General features: G+C 42.2%; 17 protein-coding genes and 1 pseudogene. 8 read left to right on the top strand and 10 right to left on the bottom strand.

Annotated features, from left to right (window positions below):
* The first annotated feature begins 122 nt into the window (after positions 1 to 122).
* The 4 genes from QWZ07_RS01445 to ggt all read left to right on the top strand — a co-directional run bounded on the left by QWZ07_RS01445 (position 123) and on the right by ggt (position 6,844).
* Positions 123 to 3,305 carry a response regulator gene (locus QWZ07_RS01445; RefSeq protein WP_192852575.1) on the top strand — a complete coding sequence of 1,061 codons (3,183 nt, stop codon included), beginning with the start codon at positions 123 to 125 and terminating at the stop codon, positions 3,303 to 3,305.
* Positions 3,306 to 3,314: 9 nt separating this feature from the next.
* On the top strand, positions 3,315 to 3,791 hold the full coding sequence (locus tag QWZ07_RS01440) for a hypothetical protein (protein WP_192852574.1): 477 nt from the start codon (positions 3,315 to 3,317) through the stop codon (positions 3,789 to 3,791).
* Between the two features lies 1 nt (position 3,792).
* Positions 3,793 to 4,860, top strand: a complete 1,068-nt coding sequence (locus QWZ07_RS01435; RefSeq protein ID WP_192852573.1) for a porin — start codon at positions 3,793 to 3,795, stop codon at positions 4,858 to 4,860.
* Positions 4,861 to 5,113: 253 nt separating this feature from the next.
* On the top strand, positions 5,114 to 6,844 hold the full coding sequence (gene ggt / locus QWZ07_RS01430; RefSeq protein ID WP_192852572.1) for a gamma-glutamyltransferase: 1,731 nt from the start codon (positions 5,114 to 5,116) through the stop codon (positions 6,842 to 6,844).
* A 189-nt stretch (positions 6,845 to 7,033) separates the two neighbouring features.
* Here the strand turns inward: ggt and QWZ07_RS01425 are convergent, their stop codons facing one another.
* Both QWZ07_RS01425 and QWZ07_RS01420 read right to left on the bottom strand, forming a co-directional pair.
* Positions 7,034 to 8,092 (bottom strand): tetratricopeptide repeat protein, encoded by a 1,059-nt coding sequence (locus tag QWZ07_RS01425; protein WP_192852571.1) that lies wholly within the window; start codon positions 8,090 to 8,092, stop codon positions 7,034 to 7,036.
* A gap of 88 nt (positions 8,093 to 8,180) precedes the next feature.
* Positions 8,181 to 9,512, bottom strand: a complete 1,332-nt coding sequence (locus QWZ07_RS01420; RefSeq protein ID WP_102559497.1) for an anaerobic sulfatase maturase — start codon at positions 9,510 to 9,512, stop codon at positions 8,181 to 8,183.
* Positions 9,513 to 9,649: 137 nt separating this feature from the next.
* On the opposite strand from QWZ07_RS01420, the gene QWZ07_RS01415 reads away from it, so the two are divergent.
* Entirely contained in the window at positions 9,650 to 10,438 is a 789-nt protein-coding gene (locus tag QWZ07_RS01415; RefSeq protein ID WP_192852570.1) for a formylglycine-generating enzyme family protein, read from the top strand.
* A 97-nt stretch (positions 10,439 to 10,535) separates the two neighbouring features.
* The gene (locus QWZ07_RS01410; protein WP_192852569.1) at positions 10,536 to 12,218 is read left to right on the top strand and encodes an alkaline phosphatase family protein; all 1,683 of its coding nucleotides are present in this window, start codon (positions 10,536 to 10,538) and stop codon (positions 12,216 to 12,218) included.
* A 136-nt stretch (positions 12,219 to 12,354) separates the two neighbouring features.
* Here the strand turns inward: QWZ07_RS01410 and QWZ07_RS01405 are convergent, their stop codons facing one another.
* Positions 12,355 to 13,449 carry a substrate-binding domain-containing protein gene (locus QWZ07_RS01405; protein ID WP_192852568.1) on the bottom strand — a complete coding sequence of 365 codons (1,095 nt, stop codon included), beginning with the start codon at positions 13,447 to 13,449 and terminating at the stop codon, positions 12,355 to 12,357.
* Between the two features lie 81 nt (positions 13,450 to 13,530).
* Here QWZ07_RS01405 and QWZ07_RS01400 point away from each other — a divergent pair, with 81 nt between their 5' ends.
* Together QWZ07_RS01400 and QWZ07_RS01395 are read left to right on the top strand one after the other, a co-directional pair.
* Entirely contained in the window at positions 13,531 to 14,649 is a 1,119-nt protein-coding gene (locus QWZ07_RS01400) for a substrate-binding domain-containing protein (protein ID WP_192852567.1), read from the top strand.
* Positions 14,646 to 17,120 carry an EAL domain-containing protein gene (locus tag QWZ07_RS01395; protein WP_192852566.1) on the top strand — a complete coding sequence of 825 codons (2,475 nt, stop codon included), beginning with the start codon at positions 14,646 to 14,648 and terminating at the stop codon, positions 17,118 to 17,120. Before QWZ07_RS01400 ends, QWZ07_RS01395 begins: the two co-directional genes overlap by 4 nt.
* 463 nt (positions 17,121 to 17,583) lie before the next feature.
* Here QWZ07_RS01395 and QWZ07_RS01390 read toward each other — a convergent pair whose 3' ends face one another.
* The 7 genes and pseudogenes from QWZ07_RS01390 to QWZ07_RS01365 all read right to left on the bottom strand — a co-directional run bounded on the left by QWZ07_RS01390 (position 17,584) and on the right by QWZ07_RS01365 (position 26,025).
* Positions 17,584 to 19,581, bottom strand: coding sequence for a response regulator (locus QWZ07_RS01390; RefSeq protein ID WP_192852565.1), 1,998 nt, complete (start codon positions 19,579 to 19,581; stop codon positions 17,584 to 17,586).
* Entirely contained in the window at positions 19,578 to 20,294 is a 717-nt protein-coding gene (locus QWZ07_RS01385; protein ID WP_192852564.1) for a response regulator transcription factor, read from the bottom strand. The genes QWZ07_RS01390 and QWZ07_RS01385 overlap by 4 nt, the downstream gene beginning before the upstream one ends.
* Positions 20,295 to 20,318: 24 nt before the next feature.
* Positions 20,319 to 20,663 carry a hypothetical protein gene (locus tag QWZ07_RS01380; RefSeq protein WP_192852563.1) on the bottom strand — a complete coding sequence of 115 codons (345 nt, stop codon included), beginning with the start codon at positions 20,661 to 20,663 and terminating at the stop codon, positions 20,319 to 20,321.
* Between the two features lie 300 nt (positions 20,664 to 20,963).
* Positions 20,964 to 21,698, bottom strand: a complete 735-nt coding sequence (locus QWZ07_RS01375) for an EAL domain-containing protein (RefSeq protein WP_192852562.1) — start codon at positions 21,696 to 21,698, stop codon at positions 20,964 to 20,966.
* A 244-nt stretch (positions 21,699 to 21,942) separates the two neighbouring features.
* Positions 21,943 to 24,378 (bottom strand): Ig-like domain-containing protein, encoded by a 2,436-nt coding sequence (locus QWZ07_RS01370; protein WP_192852561.1) that lies wholly within the window; start codon positions 24,376 to 24,378, stop codon positions 21,943 to 21,945.
* Between the two features lie 574 nt (positions 24,379 to 24,952).
* Positions 24,953 to 25,084 (bottom strand): annotated as a pseudogene (locus QWZ07_RS26375) (YegS/Rv2252/BmrU family lipid kinase); the annotation flags it as partial.
* A gap of 29 nt (positions 25,085 to 25,113) precedes the next feature.
* Entirely contained in the window at positions 25,114 to 26,025 is a 912-nt protein-coding gene (locus QWZ07_RS01365; protein ID WP_065112921.1) for a LysR family transcriptional regulator, read from the bottom strand.
* Positions 26,026 to 26,082 lie beyond the last annotated feature (57 nt).

Below are 26,082 nucleotides of genomic sequence, written 5' to 3'. Positions count from 1 at the left end.
GCTCTGGAATCACAATAACTTATACCCCTCCCACACTTCCATTAAATTTACCGTTTCAAGGTTTCCATATCCGCATTTTTATTCTACTGTTTTTATATAAAAACAGTTGGATGGATCCTTATATGGCGATTACGGTCTGGAATAACCTTTCAGTCAAACATAAACTCTTTGGCTTAGTTCTACTTCCCATTTCACTACTGCTCTTTCTAGCAGGCAGACAAGCGTATATTTTAACGACTCAGTTAACCGATTTTGAACGAACCAATCAGTTATCTGTGTATCTTCAAGATATTTCGGTCTTATATCGGAGCACTCTGGCTTCTAGCCCTCAAGAATTCGCGACGCAAAGCAGCCAAGTAAAGGCAGAACTAAAAACACTTTCTCCAGCTATATTTTTAAACACTTCTGATGAAATGAACCAACTGGTTGCAGACTTCAGCGAAGCAACCCTATCAACGATGGAAGCGACGGATAGTTACGATAAATTGGATGCACTTGAATGGCAGAGTGATTTGTACAAACAGTTGCTCCTTGAGATAGAAAAAGTCCCTTTCGAAAACACCAAGCGTGAAATTCAACAACACCTCACCGCGTTACAACAGCTTGAATGGCTGATGTTTTGGTCAAATGAAGAATTTAAACTGGGTACCTCATTGATTGAGATATTCCAAAGTAGCCAAGAATACGACCCAGAACTCGCTGAACAGATCGAAACTCTGAGTGAAAGACAACAACTGTTCCTAGAACGCTTTGTGTCATTGAATGCCAACGAACATCAAGTGTCATTGATGGTTGAAGTGTTTAGAAACGACGTGTTTGCTCAAAGCCAAGAGATCCGCAGCGCACTACTCGACCTAAACGCAATCAGCCAACTGACGCCACAAGAGATTTCTGTCGGATTAGAGGCAATGAGCGCTCGCCTCAGCTTATTGCAAAGCCTCGGTAATGTTATCAAGCAAGAGTTCCAGCAGGAAGTTGAGCAAGCCATCTATGAAGCGCAAATCCAGCGAACACTGTTTATCTCGATCGTTGCTTTGCTCGCGACCATTGTGATGGGATTAACCCTAAGCTTGGCACGACAAGTCACCAACAACCTGAATTTGGTGTTAGCTTTCTTGAAAAGCGAAAATGATGAAACTCGACCTTCTTTGGATAAACTGATTCAAGGCAAAGATGAACTCAGCCTATTTGCTCAGCAAGTTGAACGATTGACCATCGAGCGAGAACACGCAAAAGAGAAGCTAACCTTAGCCGTAGAAGACGCAGAGAGAGCCAAAGATCACGCAATACAAGCGAGTAAAGCGAAAAGTAGCTTCTTGGCTAACATGTCACATGAAATTCGCACTCCGTTAAACGGGGTTATCGGTATCTCAGAGATCCTATCGGATACTCCACTTACACCAACACAACGTGATTATGTAGATACAATCGAGACCTCATCTCAATTACTACTAAGCCTGATCAACGACATCTTAGACTTCTCTAAGATTGAATCTGGCATGCTATTAATCAGCCCGCACTCGGCATCGATTAGAGAATCCATTTACGACATCGCTTCGATTGTTGCGCCTAAAGCCAAGGAGCAGAAAATATCAGTCAACGTCGATATCAGCCCCGACACACCTGCACGCGTGATGATCGATGACCACCGACTAAGACAGATTTTGATGAACTTTATGTCGAACGCAGTGAAGTTCACAGCCGAAGGTGGTGTAACACTATCAATCAAGACACTCGAGCAGTCTAACGACAATGTCACCATTCGATTCGCAGTGCGCGACACAGGTATTGGTATCGATAAACAGCAACAGAAACAGATATTCGAACCGTTCGCTCAAGAAGACGATTCAACGACCAGACAATTCGGTGGTACTGGTCTTGGTCTTGCGATCAGTACTCAGCTTGTTGAGCTTATGGGTGGTCAGATCCAACTCGACTCAGTCAAAGGTGAAGGCAGTTGTTTCTACTTCGATTTAGCACTGCCCGTTGATCTGATGCTTCCTAAACAAAGCACAGCATCAGCAAACATCTACATTCTGGGCAATGAAAACATGCTTTCTGAGCGCATAGAAAGAGACCTTAACCTTTATGGTTTAAAGGTCACTCAGCAAACCAATAGCGCAGACACCATCAATGAGCAAATCTCTGTAAAACAGCACAATAAACCAATCACGGTCATTTTTGCTGAAGACGATTCACTCCAAGCGAGTGACTATTCAGACAGCCTAAATAAACTCCATCAAAGTGGCGCGACTATTTGTTTGATTCGTTCATTCCTAAGTGACCCGGCAGATATTGGCAACTGTATTACGGCTCAGGTATCACAACCCCTACTCGGCTTGCGCTTAATAAAAGCCATTGAACTTTGTGACACACAAGGCTTAGCTGAACTATCAGAAGCCAACCAACAAGCCCTGACGATTCAACAAAAAATCCTTATCGTCGAAGACAACAAAATCAACCAGAAGATTGCCGGACTTCACGTAGGAAAAAGTGGCTTCGAGTTCGAGTTTGCGAATAACGGCCAAGAAGCCGTCGACATGTTTACGGCAAACCCTAACTACGCCGTAATACTGATGGATTGTATGATGCCCGTGATGGACGGCTTTGAAGCGACAGGTAATATTCGTCGCGTTGAAAAAGAGACCAATGCGACGCGCCGTATCCCTATCATCGCCCTCACAGCGAGTGTTATTGATGACGATATCCAAAAGTGTTTCAATGTAGGCATGGACGACTACGTGCCAAAACCATTCAAATTCGAGATGTTGAAAGAAAAAGTTCTCGCAGCGGTAGAAGCAATGCCATTGCCTGCCGCCCATAAAACACCTTCAGTATCCACCACCTCAACGGTCACCCCTATTCATAACGCAAAAACAGCCAAGAAAACGCTACCTGAGCAAGCCGAATTGAACGTGATACCGAGCAAATCAGAGAAAATCCTGTTGGTAGAAGACAATCGCGTGAACCAGAAGGTTGCTTCAGTCATGCTAACAAAAGCTGGCTATGCCTTTGAAATTGCAGACAACGGACAAATAGCCGTTGATATGTATCAGAACGACAGTAGCTTCGACATTATTTTAATGGATTGCATGATGCCGGTGATGGACGGCTTCACCGCAACTAAGGAGATTCGTGAACATGAGAAAAACCTAGGCTTAAGCAAAACTCCTATTATCGCGTTAACCGCCAGTGTTATCGATGATGATATTCAAAAGTGCTTTGATTCCGGAATGGATGGGTACGTAGCGAAGCCCGTAAGAAAAGAAAAGCTATTCCACCAAATAGAAAGTGCGACTTGTTAGGAGAAACCAATGGATTGGATTAAAACAATTAAAACGCTCTCGAGCAGAGCGCTGCTATCCGCGGCTATAGGGTTGTTAGGAAGCTTGCTTCTTCTCAATCCGGCTCATGCCGCAGAAGATTATGCAATATTCTCTCTAGACTCAGGGTTTGAAGAGATATCAATAAACAAAGCGAGAAAGCTATACAGAGGAAAAACGAAACGCCTCAACGGCAAACGTGTAGAACTGTCTGACTGGCCTGAAAACAGCACCGAGAGAGAAAAATTTTATCAACTTTTACTGGGGAAAAATGCAGCCCAAATGAATGCACACTGGGCTGGCTTATCTTTTTCAGGAAAAGCTCGTTATCCAAGAGAAATCAAAACGGCTTCGACAGACAGTTTAGTCGACTGGCTAGACGACAAACCAAACCGTATTGGTTACTCCCCACTCTCTTCGGTTCCTCAAAATGCCAACGTTCTCTACGTTATAAGTTCGGAGAAATAATATGAAAAAAATAATTACGTCAGTGCTATGTGCTTCGATTGCCTCTCCGGCTTTTGCGATTATTGAACTTACCGATAATTTTTCGTTAAGCGGATTCGGTTCTACTTCTTGGGCAACCTCAGATAACGACAATCCACTCATCATCAACCGCGGTTTTACTGATGAAAATTGTTACGACTGCGATACCACATTTGGAGTTCAGTTAGACTACTTCTACAACTCATTCAAAGCTTCTGTGCAAGTTGTCAAACCACCTCAGTATGATTGGAGTGATCCTCAATTAGAGTGGGCTTACGTCGGTTACGAGTTTAATGACTTCGATGTAAGTATTGGACGCTTAAGGCTGCCACTGTTCCTTGCCTCTGAATACTACTATGTCGGCCAAGCCTATATGACAGCAAGACCACCAACAGAGGTATACAATTCCGTATTAGGTATTACTGCCTTCAATGGTATCAAAGTGAGCTGGACTCATGATGTAAGCGATGAAGCTACCCTACTACTCTCTCCGTTTTTCGGAATTAAAGATAACAATGAAGTCGACTTCAATTCGACAACTGAGCTTGAATTTGAAACCAATCGAATGTTTGGTGCCAACTTGCAATTAAGTGGAGAGGATTATCGTTGGAACTTATCCTTCTTAGATTCAAATTTCGATCAAACGGTTAAGATTAAAAACGTTGGATCTCTTCCAAAACAAGACAACCAACACATCCAACTTTGGTCGTTAGGTGCCGAGTACGAATTTGGTCAAGCAATACTGGCCAGTGAAGGACAAACCAGTGACTTCTCCTCTTCGATGTACGCAAGTTTGGGTTACAGACTCAATTCGTTCACTCCTTACGTCGTTTATGGCGCCGAGTTTGATTCACACGAACACCTAACAGGAAACAGCTACCTAATTGGTGTGGATTACGATGTGTTACCAAACGTCTCTATCAATGGTGAAGTGCAATATTTTGAAGCTCGTAAAGCAAACGGGGCGTTTGTCGAAGATTTTAACACCCTGACTGGCTTTGATGACAAAGATGCCGTGCTTTACACCATCATGCTGAGTTTTGTTTTCTAACCTAGAATTAAACAATAACCATAAAAAGCCCAAGCTAATCACTCAACCTTGGGCTTTTTTATCGCTGTAACTGTTCAGTCAAACTTGCCGAAACATAAATCATAACTATCGTTTCGACGGCGAATATAGGGATGGTTTTAATCCAATGTCAGAGCCGTCAGCATTGTGTAAAAAGGCTGCAAACTCACGAACTTCATCAACCTTGCTCGGTCAATCTTAGAGTAAATAAACAGATACCTTAAACGGAGAACGCATGCGAATAGCTACTTTATCTTTAAGTTTGGTTTCAGCGGTCGGTTTCGCGGCTGAGCCAAATCCTTTTCCAATTACGCCCGATGAAAGTGGCGAAGAGTTTATGGTAAGTGCAACTAACCCATACGTAAGCAGCACAGGGTATTCGATACTCAAAAAAGGCGGTAACGCAGTCGATGCCATAGTTGCGATGCAGATGACCATGTCGGTGGTAGAACCGGATATGACAGGGATCGGCGGTGGTACTTTTGCGCTGTTTTATCAAAAAGACAAAGACCAATTCCTCGCACTCGATGGACGCGACGAAGCGCCCTCAAGTGCGACTCCAGATATGTTCATGGAAGGTGGTAAGGCACTCAGTCGAAATGAGATTTTAGGGCCAAGATCTGTCGCAGTTCCCGGCACGCTCCGTTTGCTCTATAGCACTCATCAAGAATACGGAAAACTGCCATGGTCAGAGCTTGTTCAGCCTGCCATTGAGCTTGCCAGTAAAGGTTATGCAATGAACAGCTACACCTACGACATCGTGGTTCGTGAGCAAGAACGATTGATTGAAGATCCAGAAATCAAAGCACTCTATTGGAATAACGGCGAGATTAAACCAACAGGCACTTTGATGACCAATTCAGAGCTTGCCAACACACTGACCAATATTGCTCAACAAGGCGATAAGTACCTTTATGGTGGCGAGTTTGGTAAGCACATCGTAGAAACGGTCAACAGCCGTATCGACTCAGACCACGCTAAGCTCTCTATCGAAGATTTTAAACAGTACCAAGTCAAACAACGTGAGGTTATCGAAAGCGACTATCGAGGCAATAAAATTGTCTCGTTTGGCTACCCTGCCTCTGGTGGCGTGATGGTTGCTCAAAGTCTTGAAATGCTAGAGGCCTACGACTTGGCAGACATGTCCAAAACCAATGTGGAACCTTGGCGCTTAATGACGGAAGCAATGCGAATCGCCAAAGCCGATCGAATCGCTTATGCGGGCGATCCTGATTACGTTGAAGCCCCTGTGAATGCCCTGCTCGACAAATCCTACATCGATGAACGACGCAAACTGATCCCTGAAAGTGGCATTGCTCAAAACAACCCTAAAGCGGGGAAAGTCACCGATACCGAATACGCACAGTATCAAGGCTTTGAGAGTCAAGATACCGGACACATTTCCATTATCGACAAAGACGGAAACGCGATTGCAATGACAAGTACTGTCGGCACAGGCATGGGTTCAGGTGTAATGGTCGATGGTGTGATTCTTAATGCCCAAATGGCCAACTTCTCCACCAAGCCCACCATAAACGGTAAACCGACACAAAACGCTATCGAAGCAGGCAAACGTCCTCGCTCAGCGATTACGCCGTTAATGGTGATCGACAAAAAAGACGACCTGCGCTTAGTGGTCGGGTCTCCGGGTAGTTCGCAAATCCCAGGTTACGTGTTGAAAACCGTGGTTGGCGTTCTCGATTGGGATCTCTCCGCACAAGAAGCAATTGACCTGCCGAACATTCAGTACGGCACTAAAATTGATCGAACCAAACCTTATGACCCAACAGGTTTGTTGGTCGAGAAGAAGACTTACGCTGAAATGCTTGTCCCTGAATTTATGCAGCTCGGTTACCCTGTACATGTCATTCCAGTAGTCAGCGGTTTGAACGCCATTGAAATCAAAGATGGCAAGATCCATGGCGCAACAGACAGACGTCGCGCATCTACCTCAATGGGCGAATGATTTAACTAAATGGGTGAGTGAATAAGCTCACCCACTTTAGACGCCTCCAACTTGCTTCTTATTCTAAAACACACTCCAAACAGAACTATATGACCCGTCTTGATATGAGTTGACACTAAATGTAAAAAAGCCAGTCGAACATTTCGACTGGCTTTTCATTAGCGGCTTCTCTAATTACTCATACAAGGATTATGAGCTTGGCGCTACTCGCTTCTCTTTCAGCTGATCAATTACGTAACCCGGTGCCACTTTTGAAAGCTCTGCCAAGCATTCATCCGTTTTTTCATTACCGTAACGTACGTAGATGTCACATACTGCGTATAGCTGCTCTGGTGAACCAGAGATCAAATACGCTTTCTCGAAAGATTTAGTCGACTTATCGATATTCAACTCTTCTTGCAATACTCCATTTAAGTACCAGTAGTAGCTGTTATCTTTCGCAAGTTCTGCTGCTACTTCAATCTCATTTGCCGCAGCACTCTTGTCTTCAAGACGAACCAGTGTCAAAGATTTAGAATAATGCATCGCTGCATTGTCTGGTACGTTCTTCAAACCGCGATCTAGCACTTCAACCGCTTGTTGGTCTTTGCTCTGTGATCGGAAGTTATCAGCATAGCTCAGCCAAACTTGTGGCTCTTTGGGATGAGTTTTGATGAGCTCTAGATAAACCGTTTCCGCCTTATCCCACTCGTTGTGCCAGCGAAGCACATCAGCAAACAACAGTTGAAATTTTTCAGATTCTTGCGTTTCCAAGAAACTAATCAACTCTTGTACTGGCGGTTCAATTTGTGCTTTTTGTTGATCATCTAGAACATTAAAGTCACGAATCAGATTTGACGTTGCCGTGTGACGAACCATGGTATCCGTGTCTTTTAACAGTGGCGACACCAATGCCCAGCGATGCTCAAGTTGGTAAGGTTCAGAACCGATCACTGCCGCTTCACGAACTTCAGGGTTTTGATCTTTTAAGCCCCTAGCAACCGCCACCAGCGCATTCTGGCTTGGGTATTTCGCAAGTTCTTGCAATGCACCAGTACGGTTTTCGATCAATTGATTCTGATCTTGTGCCATGTAAGACAATTGTTGAATACGGGATTGAGTGTCCGTCATTTCAAGCACTTGATTGATATTTTGCACTGGTGCATCAACGGTTTGTTGAACGCTATTGGCTGCCATCGCCGACGTTGAAATCAATGCGGACGTTGAAACCAATAAAGCAACCGCAGTCGCTAAACTCTTCTTCATCATAGTATTACCTTAAACTAGAGAAACTTAGCCTGTCCTTAGACACGTATTTAATTAAAATTCGTTAGGCTCTATAAACCTAGACACTGAGTTAAAACTTGGTCTCGAACGTAGCTTGTTGCGTCCGTTTTGCACGATGCGCCATCAATACTGAGTCACTGAATTTGCCATGAGCCACAGGGTGCCCCATTGCACGTGCAACATAAGCCATCGACTTATCAACGTGGGAAAAGAATTTGTGCCAACCTGCACACAAATAGTTCAGACCCGGCTCACCAGAACGAGTTTTGATAAAGCGGTTCTTAGGACACTCGCCATGACACGCAAACTTGTAGTCACACTGCTGACATTGACTGGTCAGCGTGCGTGATTTAGCGAAACCAAATTTCTGTTGTGGTGCGCTGTATGCAAGGTCATCAAGCTTCTCGTGGTGGATGTTGCCTATTTTATATTCAGGGTAAACGTAGTGGTCACAAGAAAATACGTCGCCGTTTGGCTCCATCGCTAAGCCTTTACCGCAGATTTCATTCAGGGTACAAAGCGGGTTCGGACGACCAATCCACGTTTCTAAACTCGCTTCAAAATACTGAACGAACACTTTACCGATGTCATTCTTTGCCCACTCGTCAAACACAGCAATCAGGAAGTTACCCCAAGCCAAATCAGACACACACCAAGATTCCATGATCGAATCTTTATGGCCAGGGATCAAACGCTTGTCACCTTGCTTAAGTTGCTCACTCACTTGAGACGTTTGTGGCGCAACGGTTCTAAAGGTTTTCTGCTCAACGATAGGAATAAACTGCATTTGTGGAGACTTCACCACATCACGCAAGAAGCGATACACTTCCAATGCATTTTGGCTAGTGAGGTTATTCACGCATGTCAGGGTGGCAAATTTCACTTGGTGTTTGTGCAGCAACTCAACAGCCGCCATTACTTGTTTGAAGGTGCCACGCCCGGCTCTGTTGACACGATACGCATTGTGCAGCATTTCAGGGCCATCAATACTCAAACCAATCAGGAAGTTATTCTTTGCTAAGAAGCGACCCCAATCGTCATTGAGCAGTGTGCCGTTGGTTTGTAGGTCGTTTGAAATCAATACACCCTCAGGTTGATACTTTTTCTGTAGCTCAACCACACGTTCGAAATACGCTAACCCCAGCATGGTCGGTTCACCGCCCTGCCATGAGAAGATGATTTCAGGGGTATTTTGACCTTCGATGTATTGTCGGATGTAAGTCTCTAACGTCTCATCATCCATTCTTGGAGAACTGCCTTTCTTGTACTCCAACAAATCTTGCTTACTTAGGTAATAACAATATTTACAGTCAATGTTACACGCTGCGCCAATCGGTTTAGCCATAACATGCAAGCGCTTAGACGCTTTACCGTTATATTGTGGACCTTGAGTAATGTGCATGATTTACCTACCTATCTTATTATCTTGTTCCCATCATAATTCCTAATAAAGTCAGTGGCATGTTATACCCTTTATAACCAATAGGAATGACCTTAAACGTTAGAATCACAGCCTATTTCGAACATTTGAGGCACGTGATGAAATTTTTCAATTACAAACATTTAGCAGCAGTTAGCAGCGTCACCATGACTATTTTCCTGAGCGGCTGTGCAAGCGTGCCTACACACCCTATTGCCCAACAAATCGACCAAGAGATGGTGTTGGTTGAAGGCGGTACATTCACCATGGGTTCAAACCTCCCTGAAGCAAGCAAAGCCGAGCGACCTGCACGAGATATAACTGTAGATAGTTTCTACATCGCGAAGTTTGAGGTGACTCAAGAATTGTTCGAATCGGTGATGGGTTCATCTCTCAGTTATTTCCAAAACCCGCAAGTTCCGGTCAATAACCTAAGCTGGCAACAAGCGAACTATTTCGTTGAACAGCTGAATGAACTAACAGGCGAAGAATACCGCCTGCCGACTGAAGCTGAATGGGAATTTGCAGCGAAGGGTGGCAACAAAAGCAAAGGCTATACTTACAGTGGTTCCAACAACTTAGATGATGTTGCGTGGTACTCAGCAAATTCAAAAAATAGCGCGCATCCTGTCGGGCTAAAGAAGCCAAATGAACTAGGCTTATATGACGTGACAGGAAACGTTGGTGAGTTTGTCATTGATGCTTTCGATGACACCTTCTACAGATTCGGTCCAACAGACAATCCAAACAATGCTAAACACAGTGACGTTGGTTTATCACACAAATCAGTGCGCGGTGGCAGCTTTGCTTATGACGAAGATGAATCTGAAAGTTACCGTCGTGATTTCGCAAGCCAATCGATCACTATGTCAGACATGGGTCTGCGCCTAGTAAAAGATGCAGACTAACAAAATACCCCATGGTAGCTGAACAACAGACAACCTCTGTTCAGTGGTTAACCCATGACATTTTGAATAACGAAATTACATTGAATAAGGATACTCTATGCAATACACCAAGCTTTCAGGGCTTACACTTGCGTTACTCTGCGCCTTTCCAACCTCAGCCGCAGAGAAGCCAGACCTAGTCTTACAAATCACGGTAGATGGCCTACGAGCAGATCTTATCGAGCGATATAAGCACAACTTCGGTGAAGGTGGTTTTCGCTACTTAATGGATGACGGTACCTACTACACCAATGCGAACTACCAGCACGGCAACACAGAAACCATTGTCGGTCACGTATCGCTTGCAACAGGTGCTCCACCGAGTGTTCATGGCATGGTAGGGAATGTTTGGTATGACCGCAGTGAAGAACGTTTGGTCTATAACGTAGAAGACGGCAACTACAAAATGCTGACTTCAGGCGCGGGTGTCGACAAAGCAACCGAGATCGATCCAACCCAAAAGACAGCACAAGGCGATGGTCGCTCTCCAGAGCCTATACTTGCTACCACCTTTGGTGATGAACTGATGATTTCCAATAGCGGAAAATCCAAAGTCTTCGGTGTCTCAGTAAAAGATCGAGGCGCGATCTCCCTTGCCGGACACAGTGGCAAAGCGTTCTGGTTCTCGAAAGCACAGTCTGAGTTTGTTACCAGCAATTATTACTATGACGAATATCCAGCTTGGGTATCTCGTTGGAATGAAAAAGAAATTGCAGCCCAATACTCTAAGCAAAAGTGGGAGTTATCATTACCACGTGAAAACTACACCCTGCAAGAACACAACACGGACCACAAGGTTAAATTAGGCGATTTCCAACGCACTTTCCCTCACCCATACGGCCCATCAAGCTACAAATACTACAGCACAACATTAACCGTCAGCCCAGCTGGCGATGAGATTACAGAGAACTTTGCAAGCACGCTGTTGATGCAAGAGAAGTTAGGCCAAGGCGAAGTCACCGATTACCTATCAGTAAGTTTCTCATCCAACGACTATGTGGTTCACCTCTACGGGCCTGAAAGCTTAGAGACCGAAGACAACCTAATTCGACTTGATAAGACGATCGCTAAGCTTCTTAAAACCGTCGATAACCAAGTTGGCCTTGAGAACACGTTAATTGTATTGTCTGCCGATCACGGTGTACCTGAATCTTCACCTGCGGCAAATGCTCTGGGTTTCAATCAAGCTCAGTACTTCAATAAAGATACGTTGCTGTCGAGTGGCGTAGAGAAACGATTGAAGGATGAGTTTGGTTTATCCAAAGACGCAATACGCTTGTATGCACAGCCTTATATTTATCTGAATCACGATTTAATCGCGGAGAAGAAACTTGACCTGGCTAAGGTACAAGAAGCGATTGCTGATGAGATTGCAAAAATAAAAGGCGTTGCGTTTGCCGTATCAAGCAGTGATATCGCGGCAAACCGAGTCCCTGATACTCATGTAATGCAGCTTATTAAGAACAACTACCACCCTGCTCGTTCTGGCGATGTGTACGTGGTATTTGCTCCACGTAGCTACATTAACGACATGGAAGGCCTTCAAATTGCCTCGACTCATGGTTCACCTTGGAAATACGATACACATGTACCGGTTATTTTCGCAGGCTATGATGTGGATGCTAAAAAGGTTTCACGTCCAGTCACGCCATACGACATTGCCCCGACACTTTCGAACAAATTGGGGATCACTCAACCAAGTGGTTCAATTGGACAAGTGCTAGAAGAGATCGCTGAATAATCGAAATCACGGAGTTTGTGAGTCAAACTTCCAAAACCCAAACATAGAAAGAGCCGCTAATCTGCTTAAGCTTCAACAAAGCGAGTTTAAACAGATTTTCGGCTCTTTTTGTATTGCTCGATAGAGTCACGCAAACCTAATTCTTACCCGAGTAGCGAAACGCTTCTCTGGTTAGCTGATTCAATTGCTCATCCGTCATTTTATTATGCACAACGTTGATACGGCCCAAATAAACCAACGGAACTTCCGCTTCTCTCTCTTCCAAATGAAACTTAATGGCTTCTGCCGTTGCCACGCCAAGGTCATCACTCATTCTCATTGGTGTCGCATCTAACTCGTCAGAACGAATCTTTTCTATCTCTTTTGCAGTACCGCCCCAACCTGTTACATAAACGTCAGATAACATATCAGCTTTGTTTAAAGCGTCTACGGCACCCATGGTCATCGCCGTATTGGCATTGTGAACCATGGTCACCTCAGGAAAGTTACCTAACACTAAGCGAATTCCATCAGCGCCACCTATCTTTTGATACTGTCCGAAGTGCTCATATACCGTTAACCAGTCACCTTTCTCTTCTACACAATCGATGAAACCCTGTGAACGCTGCGTATCAGTGATTCCCGGAATTCCTCTATTGGCAGAAAACTCGACCTCATTCCCTAACTCTTGCACCACATGGTCACACAAGACTTCCGCACCCATTGCACTTGAGAAATCAAACCAACTGTCTGGTTGATGTTTCCATTGCTCATTGGGTGTGTGAAAAGCCCAAATAAAGGTTTTGAACTCTGTTGATGCAGACAGTTTCTGGATGTTTCCAGCTTGTATGCCCAGTTCTGAAGGACCAAAGATCACGAAGTCATAGGGCATTTCAGAATTTAGCACTTGATCGGTGTATTGAGTCTGCAAAGAGTGCTCAATTTGTCTCGAAGTAAACTCTTTAATTTCGAATGGTAGCTCTAAAGCGATCAATCTTTCCTTCAACGCCGTGTAATTTCGCGTCCAAAAGTCAGAAATATCTGCACTTGGGTAAATTAGGGCAATTCTGACCGGTTTTTCTACCGACATTGGAGTTAGCGAGATCGGCTCGCCACTCACAGTCTCTTGAAATTTTTCAAGTTTCTTTACATCAGCCTCCGACCTTACCCCGTCAGCATTGACGTACAAAGGGAGGCAAAAACACGCTGCCAGTAGGGTTGGTAAAACATTTTTATAAATTTGACCCGGCATAACTGTTACCAAATGTTTGAATGTTTATTAACAATATTATAAGTATAGAGCGATTATAAGTTAAAGCGTTTTATAAGCCATATGAATAAGAGATTAAATTTTGCGAGTTTGTTGCTCGCTACTACTTGCTACTCTCAGAGTTTTGCGGGTAATCATGAAGACGATTTCTTCCAATATGCTGAAGAAAAAGTGATGCGAGCGGTTTCCAACCAGAGAACTTGGGATGGCCCAATGCAAGGTCCTACGGTGCGTCATGAAAAAAACGTTATTTTTGTCGCGTCTGACTTGCGCAATGGTGGCGTGTATGGTGTAGGAAAAGGCATATCTGAAGCCATTTCTAACATTAATTGGCACCTTAGGTTCATCGATGGCTTAGGCTCAGAAGTACGCCAAGGTGCGGCGATCAGAAAAGCGATTGGCTTTGAACCCGATGCCATTGTTCTAGGCGGTATCGACGCAGTTCGACACAAAACCATCTTGAAAAAAGCTGAAGATCTAGGGATCGTTGTTATTGGTTGGCACGCCACTGAACTCGTCGGTGGAAACCCAGATATTGGCTTATACACCAATATCACAACCGACCCTCTTGATGTAGCCGAAATAGCGGCCCTACTCGCTATAGTCAACTCAAATGGCCGTGCCAAAACCGTGGTGTTCACCGACCCTAATTATGAAATAGCGATGATCAAAGCCAACGCTATGGTCAACACGATTAAACGCTGTGACACATGCGATGTTCTTGAACTGAACTACCTGCCGCTAGAAAAAATCGCCGAACAAATGCCTGCAACATTAAAAATGTTAGAGAAGAAATACGACGAAAAAATCACGCATATACTAGCGATTAACGATCTATACATTGATTACGCTATCCCTTCTCTAGAGTCTAATCTCGAGGAGTACAGACTGATTCCACAAAACATTTCCGCAGGTGACGGAAGTAAAGCCGCATACAAACGAATAAACAGCGGCCAGTTCCAATTGGCTACTGTCCCTGAACCTCTTTATTTACAAGGCTGGCAAATTGTCGACGAGCTCAACCGAGCGTTTAACGACATGCCACCGAGTGGCTACTCTGCCCCTGTTCATCTCGTCACGCCTGATAATGTTGAAGAGCTAATAAGCCAAGAAGACAAAGGTATTTACGACCCTAAAAACGGTTACCGTGAAGCGTATCTGAGAATTTGGAAGCCACAATGAAATTACGTCAGATAAACATCACCCAACGACTCATTATTTCGAACCTTTTATCGTTATTGATCGTCAGCCTCGCCGTCATCATGGTGATTCGGTCGCTCTATTACGTAGAATCGACGCTCAAAACCGAAACCTCTACACACGTTTCAGAGTTGATAGTGAACTCCGAGATCAGCCGTCGAGTGTTCACTTTGACGTCTCGAGTGAAACTGCTTGAACAAACCTTCTTGTTCAGCGAAACCACCTTGTCTGAAGAAGCGTTTAACGTGGATTTCCAACTGCAACGCCTAAGAGATTTGTCGACCAATGAAGGGTTCTCACAAAAAATTGATGCCTTTATTAATAACTTCCACCGATTCTTGGGTAGCTCACTGGCACTGAATAGAATCTTTAAGCAAACAAATCAAATCGATGCAGCCTTAGCCGATCAACTGAATCAGCTCGAATTTGCGATAGCTGATAGTAAACTTAGGCACTTGGACCAACCTAACTTTATCCGTTATAACAATAAATTAGACCTTATCAACATGTTGAGAGAGTCTTTTCTAACTTCAGGAAAAATGGTAGGCGACATACACAGTCGTATCACTCCAGAAACCGAGAAAGTACTGCTTATCGAAGTCGAGAAAGAACTCGATATCTTTTTGCTTCACTTAGAAAACGTTGATATAGAAACACCCGCGGTTATCACCGAGAAGAAGCGAATCAGCCGAACGGTTAAACGATACAACGCCGCTTTGAAACGTATTCGCGCTAACCTCGAACAGCGTTGGTTAGTGATGGCGTCACTCTTAGCAGCACAAAGTGACTTGTTAGAGATGGTAGAAAACACCGAGTTACGTGTCCAAACCCAAGCCTTAGAGTTAACCGACCAACTTGAAAAAGAGATCGGTTTATCAAGGTTAAACGCCATTATCATGAGCTTTTTCGCGATTGTATTGTCGATGCTGTTGGTCAACCACGTGGTTAGACACCACATTAGACAACCCCTCAACGCGCTAAGGCATGGCTTCGACCGTTTAGAATCCGGTAGCCTCAAAAACCCAATCAATTTGGGCAGAAATGACGAATGGTCTCACTTAGAAAAAGCCTATAACAACATGGCATCGAGACTGTCTGAAGCCTATTTGGATCTCACGGAGGAAAAGAAGAACTTCGACTTCCTTGCCCATCATGATCCGCTAACCAACTTAGCGAATCGACTATTAGCAACCAAGCAGTTAGACAAAGAAATCGAGCGTTCAAGTGAGAACAACGCACCTTTCTTATTGTTTTATCTCGATATTGACGAATTTAAGACCATCAATGACTCGTTAGGCCACGCGCCAGGCGACAACCTATTGGTTAACGTCTCTGACATTCTGAGTAAGCTGGTCGGAGACAAAGGCTTTGTTGCTCGAATGGGCGGAGATGAATTCTTGGTCATGTATTCAAACGTTGGTTTGGATGAGGGCGAGCCAATCGCTGACCGCTTGAACCAAGCATTGAGAAAACCCTATTACATTGATGACAACTCTATCTTCGTGTCAGCAAGTATCGGCGTGTGTGAGTACCCGACTCACGGTTTGGATCGTGAAACCTTAATTCGAAACGCGGATACCGCCATGTACCACGCCAAACGTAATGGTAGAGACCAATACAGAGTTTATGCTGACGAAATGACCCATGCGGTCAATGACTTAATCGAAACCAATATGGGGCTTCATCAAGCAATCGCCAATGACGAACTGGAAGTCTACTTCCAACCCAAGGTGGATTTAAACTCACAAGATATCATTGGAGCCGAGGCTTTAATTCGATGGAGACATCCCAAGTTAGGGCTACTACCACCGGTTGATTTTCTTGAAGTCGCCGAGAGAAGTGACTTGATCATCGACATTGATAAGTGGGTATTTAAGAAAGTCGCCAACCTGATCACCGAATGGCAGCGTGCGGGCTTAGACCTTCAAGGTGTGATTTTCTCCATCAACTTCTCAGCTAGGATGTTCTACATGACCGACCTCGCTGAACAACTGCAAGTGATACTCGACGAAACCGATTGTCAGCCACATCAGTTGCTACTGGAAATCACTGAAAGAGACATGATGCGAGATTTCGAGACATGCTCAAGGACTATAGAAGTGCTTCATTCGAAGGGGTATAAGATCGCGATTGATGATTTTGGTACGGGTTATTCTTCATTGTCAGTGTTGAAAAATCTGTCTGCTGATTGCGTCAAGTTAGACCGAAGCTTTATTGAAGACATTAACTCGTCGAAGGTCGACTACGAGATCACTTGCGCGGTACTCAAACTCGCGCAAATACTGGATTTTTCAGTTATAGCAGAAGGTTTGGAAACTCAAAACCACGTAGAGACCCTGCGTCAGATAGGTTGTAAATATGCTCAAGGCTATTTCTTCGCAAGACCGTTGCCGATTGATGATTGGGTGTCTTACTTCTTGCTCCACTCAGAACAGACGCCAAAAGAGGCATAACAGATCTTTGCGGCTTAAATGATGCTGAGGGTCTGCCTTCAAGCATCAGTTTAGTTGGAGCGATAAGGTTCATCATCTAGGGTAATCGGCAGCGATTGAAGACAATTACTCTCCAACCAGCAGGTTTGGGGGTGAACAATGTACTTCGGTCGTCAGCTGGATGCTTTGGTTTTTCGATAACTTTTGGCAGTTCAGAGGGAGGATGAGCTTTGACTAGAGTTAGAACCATCAAGAAGGACATTCAGTACAAGTTCTGCCCTATACTAGCTAGCAGGCCATAGCTGAATACACCAACTAACACTTCACCAGTGAAGGGGCCTGTATTCTATGCTTAAAGTGCTTCTGTATGACTCAAAACCTAAGACGATATAAAGAGGTGTACTCCGCACTAAGCCGATTTAACGGCGGTAAAAAACAGATGACTATCTGATAATCCGATTATTATATTTATTACAGTATTAGGCTAGAAATCACGAGACTTATTTTTCGCATATTCAATTTTACGTAACACGTCCGACAATTTATCAATAGCAAAGGGCTTTGTTAAAAAGTAATTCATCCCAGACTCAATACAAGCCTTCTTGATATTGGGATCAATAGAAGCAGTCAATGCTACTACCACAGTATCATCTCCTCGCTCGCGGAGTTTTTGCGTCACTTCAATTCCGTTGACATCAGGCAACTGTAAATCCATAAATATGACATCAAACTTATCTTCACCCAAAATTTTTAAAGCGCTTTGTCCATTTGGAGTAGTTGACACATCGAGTTTAATTAACTTCGCTATACGTAAAAACAAATCTCGGTTCAATGGGAAATCTTCAACAAGTAGCGCTCTTAAAGAAGAAGTCATCGGTTGTTCTTTTTCACTACTAACACCTGTATCTTTCAGCTCAACCGAGTGCAGGATATTAAATACCTGCCCATGACGTTTGCGTTTAACGATATAGTTACCTTTTAAATACAGCTTTCGCAAAGGTGCTTCTAACGAATAAAGTTCACCGAATTTTTCGGCAGTTTTTATCGAAACAAACGGAAATCTCATAACAAACAATGTACCTGTACCACGCCGACTCGAAATACCATAACTGCCCTTCATCGACTTAATCAACATCGTAGTAATATAAGAGCCCAATCCAATACTTCCACTTGAGGTTTTACCTTGCTTAAATGGCAACATCAAAATTGGCAACTCACTCTTCTCTAAACCTACACCAGAATCAAACACAGAAATCACTAACTGGTCGGAACATATCTTAAAGCGAACTTTTACAATATCACCAGTACTACAGGCTTTTATTGCATTATCAATAATGTTGAGCAACAACTGAGTTGAGTTATGGTTAATTAACATAAGCTCTAAAGGCAGGTCTTTACTATAAAAAAATTGCAATGTTACATTTTTGTGCTCTAAATCAGAAGACAATATTGAGGAAAGGGTATCGACAACTAATGGTAATTTAACAGGAACTAACTTGCTACTTGTTGACTGTTGAATGGAACTCAAAAGCATACTGGAGTCAAGAATTCGTTTCAGAGCATTGGCGCTTAAGTAAGAGTCATGTAATCGCATGTCATCGCCCTTAATTAAACGATCCTCTTTAACCAATTCTAAATTCCCAATAATAACACCTAAAGGTGTTCTTAAATCATGACTAACAACATTAAGAAACTTACTTTTAACATCTAAGTTCCTTGTCATAGATCTATACAAAAGATAAAAATCAGTGCTGACTGATGACAGGGACTTAAATATCGAATAAAGCTCTATAAAAATCGTATCTACTTTTTTTATCTTCGACATGTAAAAAGAATCATTTTTCGAAATATACAATTGAACTTTATAAAAAGGGATGACAATATACCTGTAAAATATAAAGATCATAAACAAGCTAATAAAAAGGAATAACACAAGCGAACTCACAATTAGCTTATATAATTTTTGCTGCTTTTCTTGAATATTAAAGACTCTCTTGAAATTCTGGTTATAAATCTCGCTTGCATCAATCTGGATTAACTCAGAACTTCGATTAATCCTTAAAAACAATGAATTTGGCACGTTAGGATAGACATTAATTGCAGTTGCGATCAAATGCCATCGATTCAATACTTCATCGTTCATGCGGTGCAACCTCGCATGGTCGAAAGGTGTTAAATCATTTTTCATGAGATCAGCATAATTACTTAGAACTTTATGTGCATCAGACTTTAATTCGTCATTCAGTTGGCTTAGCACTTTTGGCTTGACGTCTTTAGTACTGTCAAGAAAATGATTCCAAAGTTCATAACCTTTGAACTTCACCGACATGCCAACAACCAGATTTTCCGTAACAGAAACTGCATTCTTGTGACGATTGACATTGATGTTATTTACATATATCAAACTAACAACAACTAAAACTCCAAGCACTGCCAACGACGCCAAAACAACAAACAATCGACGAATTGAAACTCTCTTCATAAATCGTCGATCCTTAATACATGACCACGCCCCGCAATAGTGACAATATTAAAAGGGATTTTCTTATCGGCAAGCTTACGACGCAATCGAGACATTAGTAAATCGAAGCTACGATTCGCACCGTCATATTCAAATCCATAAACAACGTGATAAAATTCATCTTTACTGACTAATGAATTAGCATTCAACATCAAGTAATTAATGATTTTAACCTCTTGATTAGATAACTTTAATACATTACCCATCCAGCTTATTTGGTTGATAGAATAATGTAGCTCAAACGGCCCGACCTTTATACTATTGTTATTCGAACTTACAACGTCCACATTTGAAGTTTGTTTTTCATTCTGTTGTAGAATACGCATTGTACGTTGTAATAGTACTTCCAACCCACGCGATTTAACAACATACTCATCGACTACGCCAAGCGACAAACTTTTTAATTCAACGTCTTCTTTTAAATCTGATGTACTGACCACAATAGGACATCTTATCAACGACTTTATCTTATCCATTACAAGCAAACTCGACCCCGAAGGTAAATGTATGTCAACTATGGCAATATCAAAAGAATCAGGCGTTGACTTAAACAAAGCACTACCAATGTCGAATGATTGCTCTACTATGAACCCTCTCTCCTCAAAATATGTTTTAATCAGCCGAGATGTAAAAACATCGTCTTCAACAAGTAACATCCTTAATTTCTTTTTCATTCTCCGCCCTCTCCAGCTAAAAGGCTAAGACTCATTATTCGAATCAATCAACAACGCCATACTTTTCAGCATCAGTGTCACTTTAGTTTTAATTTCTACACAGCTAACAACGTCAGTAACACTATGTTCGAACTGTGAGAGTTCTTTACTCCAATAAGTAAACCCCATCAAGCCACAACTACCGGCTAAATTATGTAACTCATTTGCGAACCTTTCGTACTCAGTGTTTGGAATAACTAACGTAGCACCAGTTGATTGCACTAAGACCTCAAGAAAACCCAAAGCCACTACTTTATCCCCATTACATATAACATTTGTAAAGAAAAAAAACTCAGCCTCTCGACTAATTGCACCGTCTTGAATTACCAAACCATACCCCAACTAACCAGATCCACACTACAACGCCATTACGGCGACACATTAAAAGTAACATATAATTTGCAATCATCAACCTAACATTCCTAGTACTGTGCACATCCTATAAGAACACTGAGCAGTTCTGAGGCTAAAGTACAATTAACATCTATATTATAAGTTCAACAATATGAACAACCAAAATAAAGCAACAAGACATGAGAAGACTTATAATAAACAAAACAAACGAAACCTCTGACTTATTAAGCATAAATATACCAATTAACAAACATTTTTATTTTCCAATTCTCGAAACTAATATTCCATTTCACAAATATTTATATCAAACGGTTGATTGAGTTCTAACTGTTCAATCGCTAATGGTTTACTAAGGAAAAAACCTTGTAACTCATCTATACCTGCGTTGAGAACAAATTTTAATTTTTCTTGGCTATCAATTCCTTCTGCTACACTACGTAAACCATGCCGATGACAGTACCTAGCCAGTGCACTAACCAACTTTTCAGCTATTGGTCTTTCTTCGTTAGTCAGCATACTCTTATCAATTTTAACTTCTTGATATTCGAATGATAACAACTCTTCAAAAGTTGAATTTTCTATACCGAAATCATCTAATGACACATCTACACCTGCTGAATTTAGAATTGACAACGCTTTTTTCTTATTTTTATTGCTATCCTTTTCTGATAATTCAACGGTAACTTTTCCTTTATGTTCAGAAACAAACATTATAAATTCAGCGATAAACTCCATATCATTTAACTGTTCTTGAAATAAATTTATTGAGAAGTCTACGTTCGAACAACCATTTAATGAAAGTTCATCAATAGTTTTTGACAATAAATGAATAGTAAACTGATTAATTAAACCCTTACATTTCAAGCTATTTATATACTGTTCAACAGGAACAGATAAACCATTACAATCAAAGCAACGTGATAATACTTCCACGCTAGAAATGCACCCCGAAATAGATGAAAACTTTGGTTGGTATTGTATTTCTATTAAATATTCGTGGAAATAAAACATAATATAAAAGCCCTCGTATTAAGTACAAGAACTATTATAAGACATCACGACACCAGGGATGTATCAGGGATGTATCAGGGATGTATCAGGGATGTATCAGGAGCTAAGGATAGAAACAATAAACTTAACATTAAACGCTAGAGAGAAATAATTGTTTAGCAGAATAAAAACTGACGAAATAAATATAAAAATGCCAGATTTCAATCTGGCACTGAGTAATTTAAACGTTACTTAATTTAATATGTTATATAGGGTCTGAAGTGCAGGATACGTATAATTTGTTCCATTTTACTGCCGGCGATACCTTCTGATCTCCATCGGTGGCAATAACAGAATACTGACTCTTTCCGTCACTTGCATCCGCTACAAAAGTTGAAGTCCAATATTGGGACCAAGTCGGCCAAGTGCGGCTGTCATACATGTCACGCTTTACTTCACCGTTCAATAATTCAACTCTTAACTCATCTAAATACGGTAGACGCCAATTCGTTCGCCCTTCTAACGCTATGTCGTTATAGGCAATACAAAGACTAAATGCAGATGTCCAATCAAAAATGTAGTATTCACTATCCTCAGGTCCGTACCAAATTTTATCAGGCTCCCCCCCCCTTGGAACCTCCTTGCCGTCCGCTAAATCGCTTAAGTCAACACTATCTAACCAAGGGACTGACGGGGTGCTTGTATATAGCTTCCCAGTATCATTGACATCTACAACATCGAGACATTCTCCTGCCGTTGTTACGCACACACGAACCGGCAACTCACTACTGTTAACACCATCCTTTTCGACAGTCACTCCGAAATAACCAGCCACACCACTAAAAAAAGTTCCGTTTTGAGTCAAGGAAAACTCAGAGGCGCTACCACCAATCTCGCTCGTTAATGTCCAATGACCATTTATTAAAGGCGATGTAGTACTATCTTCATATACTTCCGTTGCCGATAGCTTCTTACTATCATTAACTAGCAAATATTTTATTGAAGTTGAAAAGCTAATGTCGGTAACTTTTTTTCTAAACGTAATATCGGCAATTTTTTCAACACCTGCATCTTCTACACGTATAACAAACTGCTGAATCCCTACTTCTAAAGAAGTTACAAAAAACTTCACAATGCCGTTTTCGTCTGTAACCTCCTCTGTATCTGGAGTAACAACTCCTTCACCGCTGATACTTGTGACTTGTACCTCAATTCCAGGATATGGTTCCCCTTCTCGATTTATAATACGCGCTTCAATGACACCTGTGTCCTCGCCATCAGCGAGCACCTCTTTAGGATCACTAGTCGAAACTTCAAGAGACCCGACTGAGTTAGCACATGTTACGTAACCTCGAGTTCCAGAGTCTGACAACGGAGTAGCGTGACGAGTAACGACGACGTCTGAACTTAAATTGTACATACCACCATCCTTTGTCCAGTACGCTAAATCTTTCGGCCATTTAGCGACCTCATTCCTTATACTGCTCAGTTTCAACGTATCTAATTCCTCCATAGTAGGAATACTCATTGGAGAATGACAATAAGATTTCGCTTCATCAAACGTCCAACTTGAAATCAATACCGCCGGTGTATTGACTCCATCAAAAAAGCCCGCCGTAGCGCCAGCGCCAAGAGTATCTGATTCAGATTTAGTTAACGGTGCGGTAAAGATCAAGCCGCCGGCTAAATCATCAACCCAAGTAGCTTTTATATCACGTTCTTCAACTATAACCTTGACAATTCCCGTATCAAATAGGCCATTGTTATCACCCACCACGTAGCTTACATAGTGCTCTCCAGACACATTACTCATAAACGTAAATATTGTATTGCTTGAAGATTCAGTTGCTTTTATTTTCACGTCCGCAGAAAGTGCATTTACATCTATTAAATGAAGAGCTTCTCCATCCGGCGATTTTACGAATTCTGCAATATCAATGTCGGTCAGAGTATTGAGTTTAACTTCATCTTTCCATTCACCGTCATTACTTGCAATCGGCGCATTATTATCACTATCAAGCACAGAGATCTCTATCGTTCCATACTTATGAGCAGAACCTTCGCCATCGACAAGCCTGTAAACAATACGATTTGAACCGATTTTAGTAGGAGTGAACGTAATTGTTCGCGTTGTTGCATCGGACGATAAAACACCTTCACCAAATAACGTTACATTATCAGACAACGTATAACCACTTGGCCATGTATCACCAGCGGCTTCTAATGCTTTGTCGATATAAACAGTTTTCTTAGAAGTTGGTTCAGTAAGCTCCAACGCGACAGAGATTGGCTTCAATACTGGATTTTCTGATGTTGTAGCAAAAACATTTATTGACGCTGTTTTCTCGACAACTTCCTTACTCCCTAATGAAGCGCTAACAACTGAGTAACTATATTTACAAAGCGCACTGCCATTGAGTGTTGTTTCAAAACCTAATACCCCTAGCTCAGAAACGACCGGTGAATCACTACAACCTGAATCACTACCACTCACAAGTGAAATATCTGTGAGTTCAAGTTCAGCTGATGCGCCTGCCAATACAAAAGGACGCAAATTGACGAACGAATTTTGCTCAGGGACTACGGTAACAAAGCCGTCGAAAAGAACAAGGGGCGTGGAAACAGCAGTATCACTATCACTGCCACATCCAGATAAACCAACTACCATAGCTATCGCAGATATGAGTTGACGATTAAACATAATAACCTCGATAAATTAAAATTTAACAAGCCACCTACGGTGGCATTAAGAAATATTACTCATATCATTGAGGTCAGGTGTATCAGTGATGTATCAGTAACTAGCGCTTTCCTATATCAAATAGGAAAATCATTCTACATTCATCTTATTTTCACGCAGAGCACAAAAAGCCGTAACGCCTTCGTACTATTAAAGGTCCACTAGATTTAAAGCAACGTTTAAAGCTTTCTACAATACAACCGAAACATTGCGCTAATTTTTATTATACTTATATTTCATCGCTAGATTAGCCCATTTAAACACATCGCTAAGTATCGTAATGTTCACGTATGACACATCCATACAATCTCACCAGATATTTATACATCCAAAACTAATTAACCCATTATTTATTAATAGTGCATCTCTATTTAAAGATTTAACTTATTTTAAATTGGAGTCTTAATGAAGAAATCCAACAAATTAAACAATATAATACGTCAATGATACACACTAAAATCGGCTTCATATTGTTGGGGATTCGTGTTGCGGTAGAAAAATCATCCACGGTGTCATTAGAATAATAACAAACGTTACTTTCATTGACTAAACGAAACATATCCGACGATTCCCAAGTGACTCTCACTTGTAGGTCGATATCCCTATCCCTCGCCGCAAAGACCGCTTGCCTTAATTCTGGGATATTGGTTTTCTTTCTACGTAGAATCGCGCGAGTGCGGTCATCACGGAGTCCTTCTAAGGCTTAGTCGATGTGTCCTTTGCCGCTGCTTTGATCTTAGCGCGTAACCACTTATGGCTTGGTTCGTTAGTGCGGCTTGGGTGCCAAATCATACACATATCGAGGTCTTCCAAATCAAAGGGCAAAGGCAGAGTTCTGACATTGTACTTTTCAGCAAAACATCGCACCGATGACATAGGAAGCATGCCAATAGCATCAGATCCCTCAATCACAGGGAGCATCTCGACAACACCAGCAGCTCGATACACAACTCTTCGCTTTTCCAAATCACTAAAGTGTTCAGAGCTTAATAAGCTTTTACGTGCATGCCAGCGTGACACCACGACGTGATCGAGAGTAAGAAATTGCTCCATATTGATAGTATCGCTAATTACGGGGTGATCTGAACGGCACACCACCACTAGCTCCTCTGTAGAAACCACCTCGTGCTTGAGCGTGGTTCTTCCTCTTGGCGTCATATCAATGATCACATCGTGTCTTTGTAGCCTCAAGTCCGATTCATAATCTTCTGTAAACAGAGGATGGACTTCTAACGCGATGTTCGGCGCCACTTGGCTAATCAACTGCATGACTCTTGGCACCATTTCGTAGCTTGCCGCGGAAACGCAGGCGATAGAGAAAATACGATTTGATGTTTTTGGGTCAAAGTCTCTTGAAGCCGATAAGGTAGAAGTAAAGTTCTTAAGCGCAGCAGCCATTGCAGGGTAAATATCAATAGCAAAAGTGGTCGGCTCTACACCTGATGTGGTTCGGTGAAACAGTGGTTCGTCATAGATATCTCGCAACCGTGCAAGCGCTTTGCTCACAGCAGGTTGGCTTATATCCATGCGATTAGCAGCCCTAGACAAGTTCTGCTCTTCATAGATAGCAACAAATATAGGAATTAAATTGAGTTCGGTGCTTTTCATACAGTTCCATATTAAAGAAGCAGTTTCCCTATAGTAGAGAAACTGCCGATTATGTTC

The sequence above is a fragment of the Vibrio lentus genome (genome assembly GCF_030409755.1).
Taxonomy (GTDB): Bacteria; Pseudomonadota; Gammaproteobacteria; order Enterobacterales; family Vibrionaceae; genus Vibrio; species Vibrio lentus.
The sequence above is the reverse complement of the archived record's forward strand: the minus strand, read 5'-3'. Positions and strand labels throughout refer to the sequence as shown.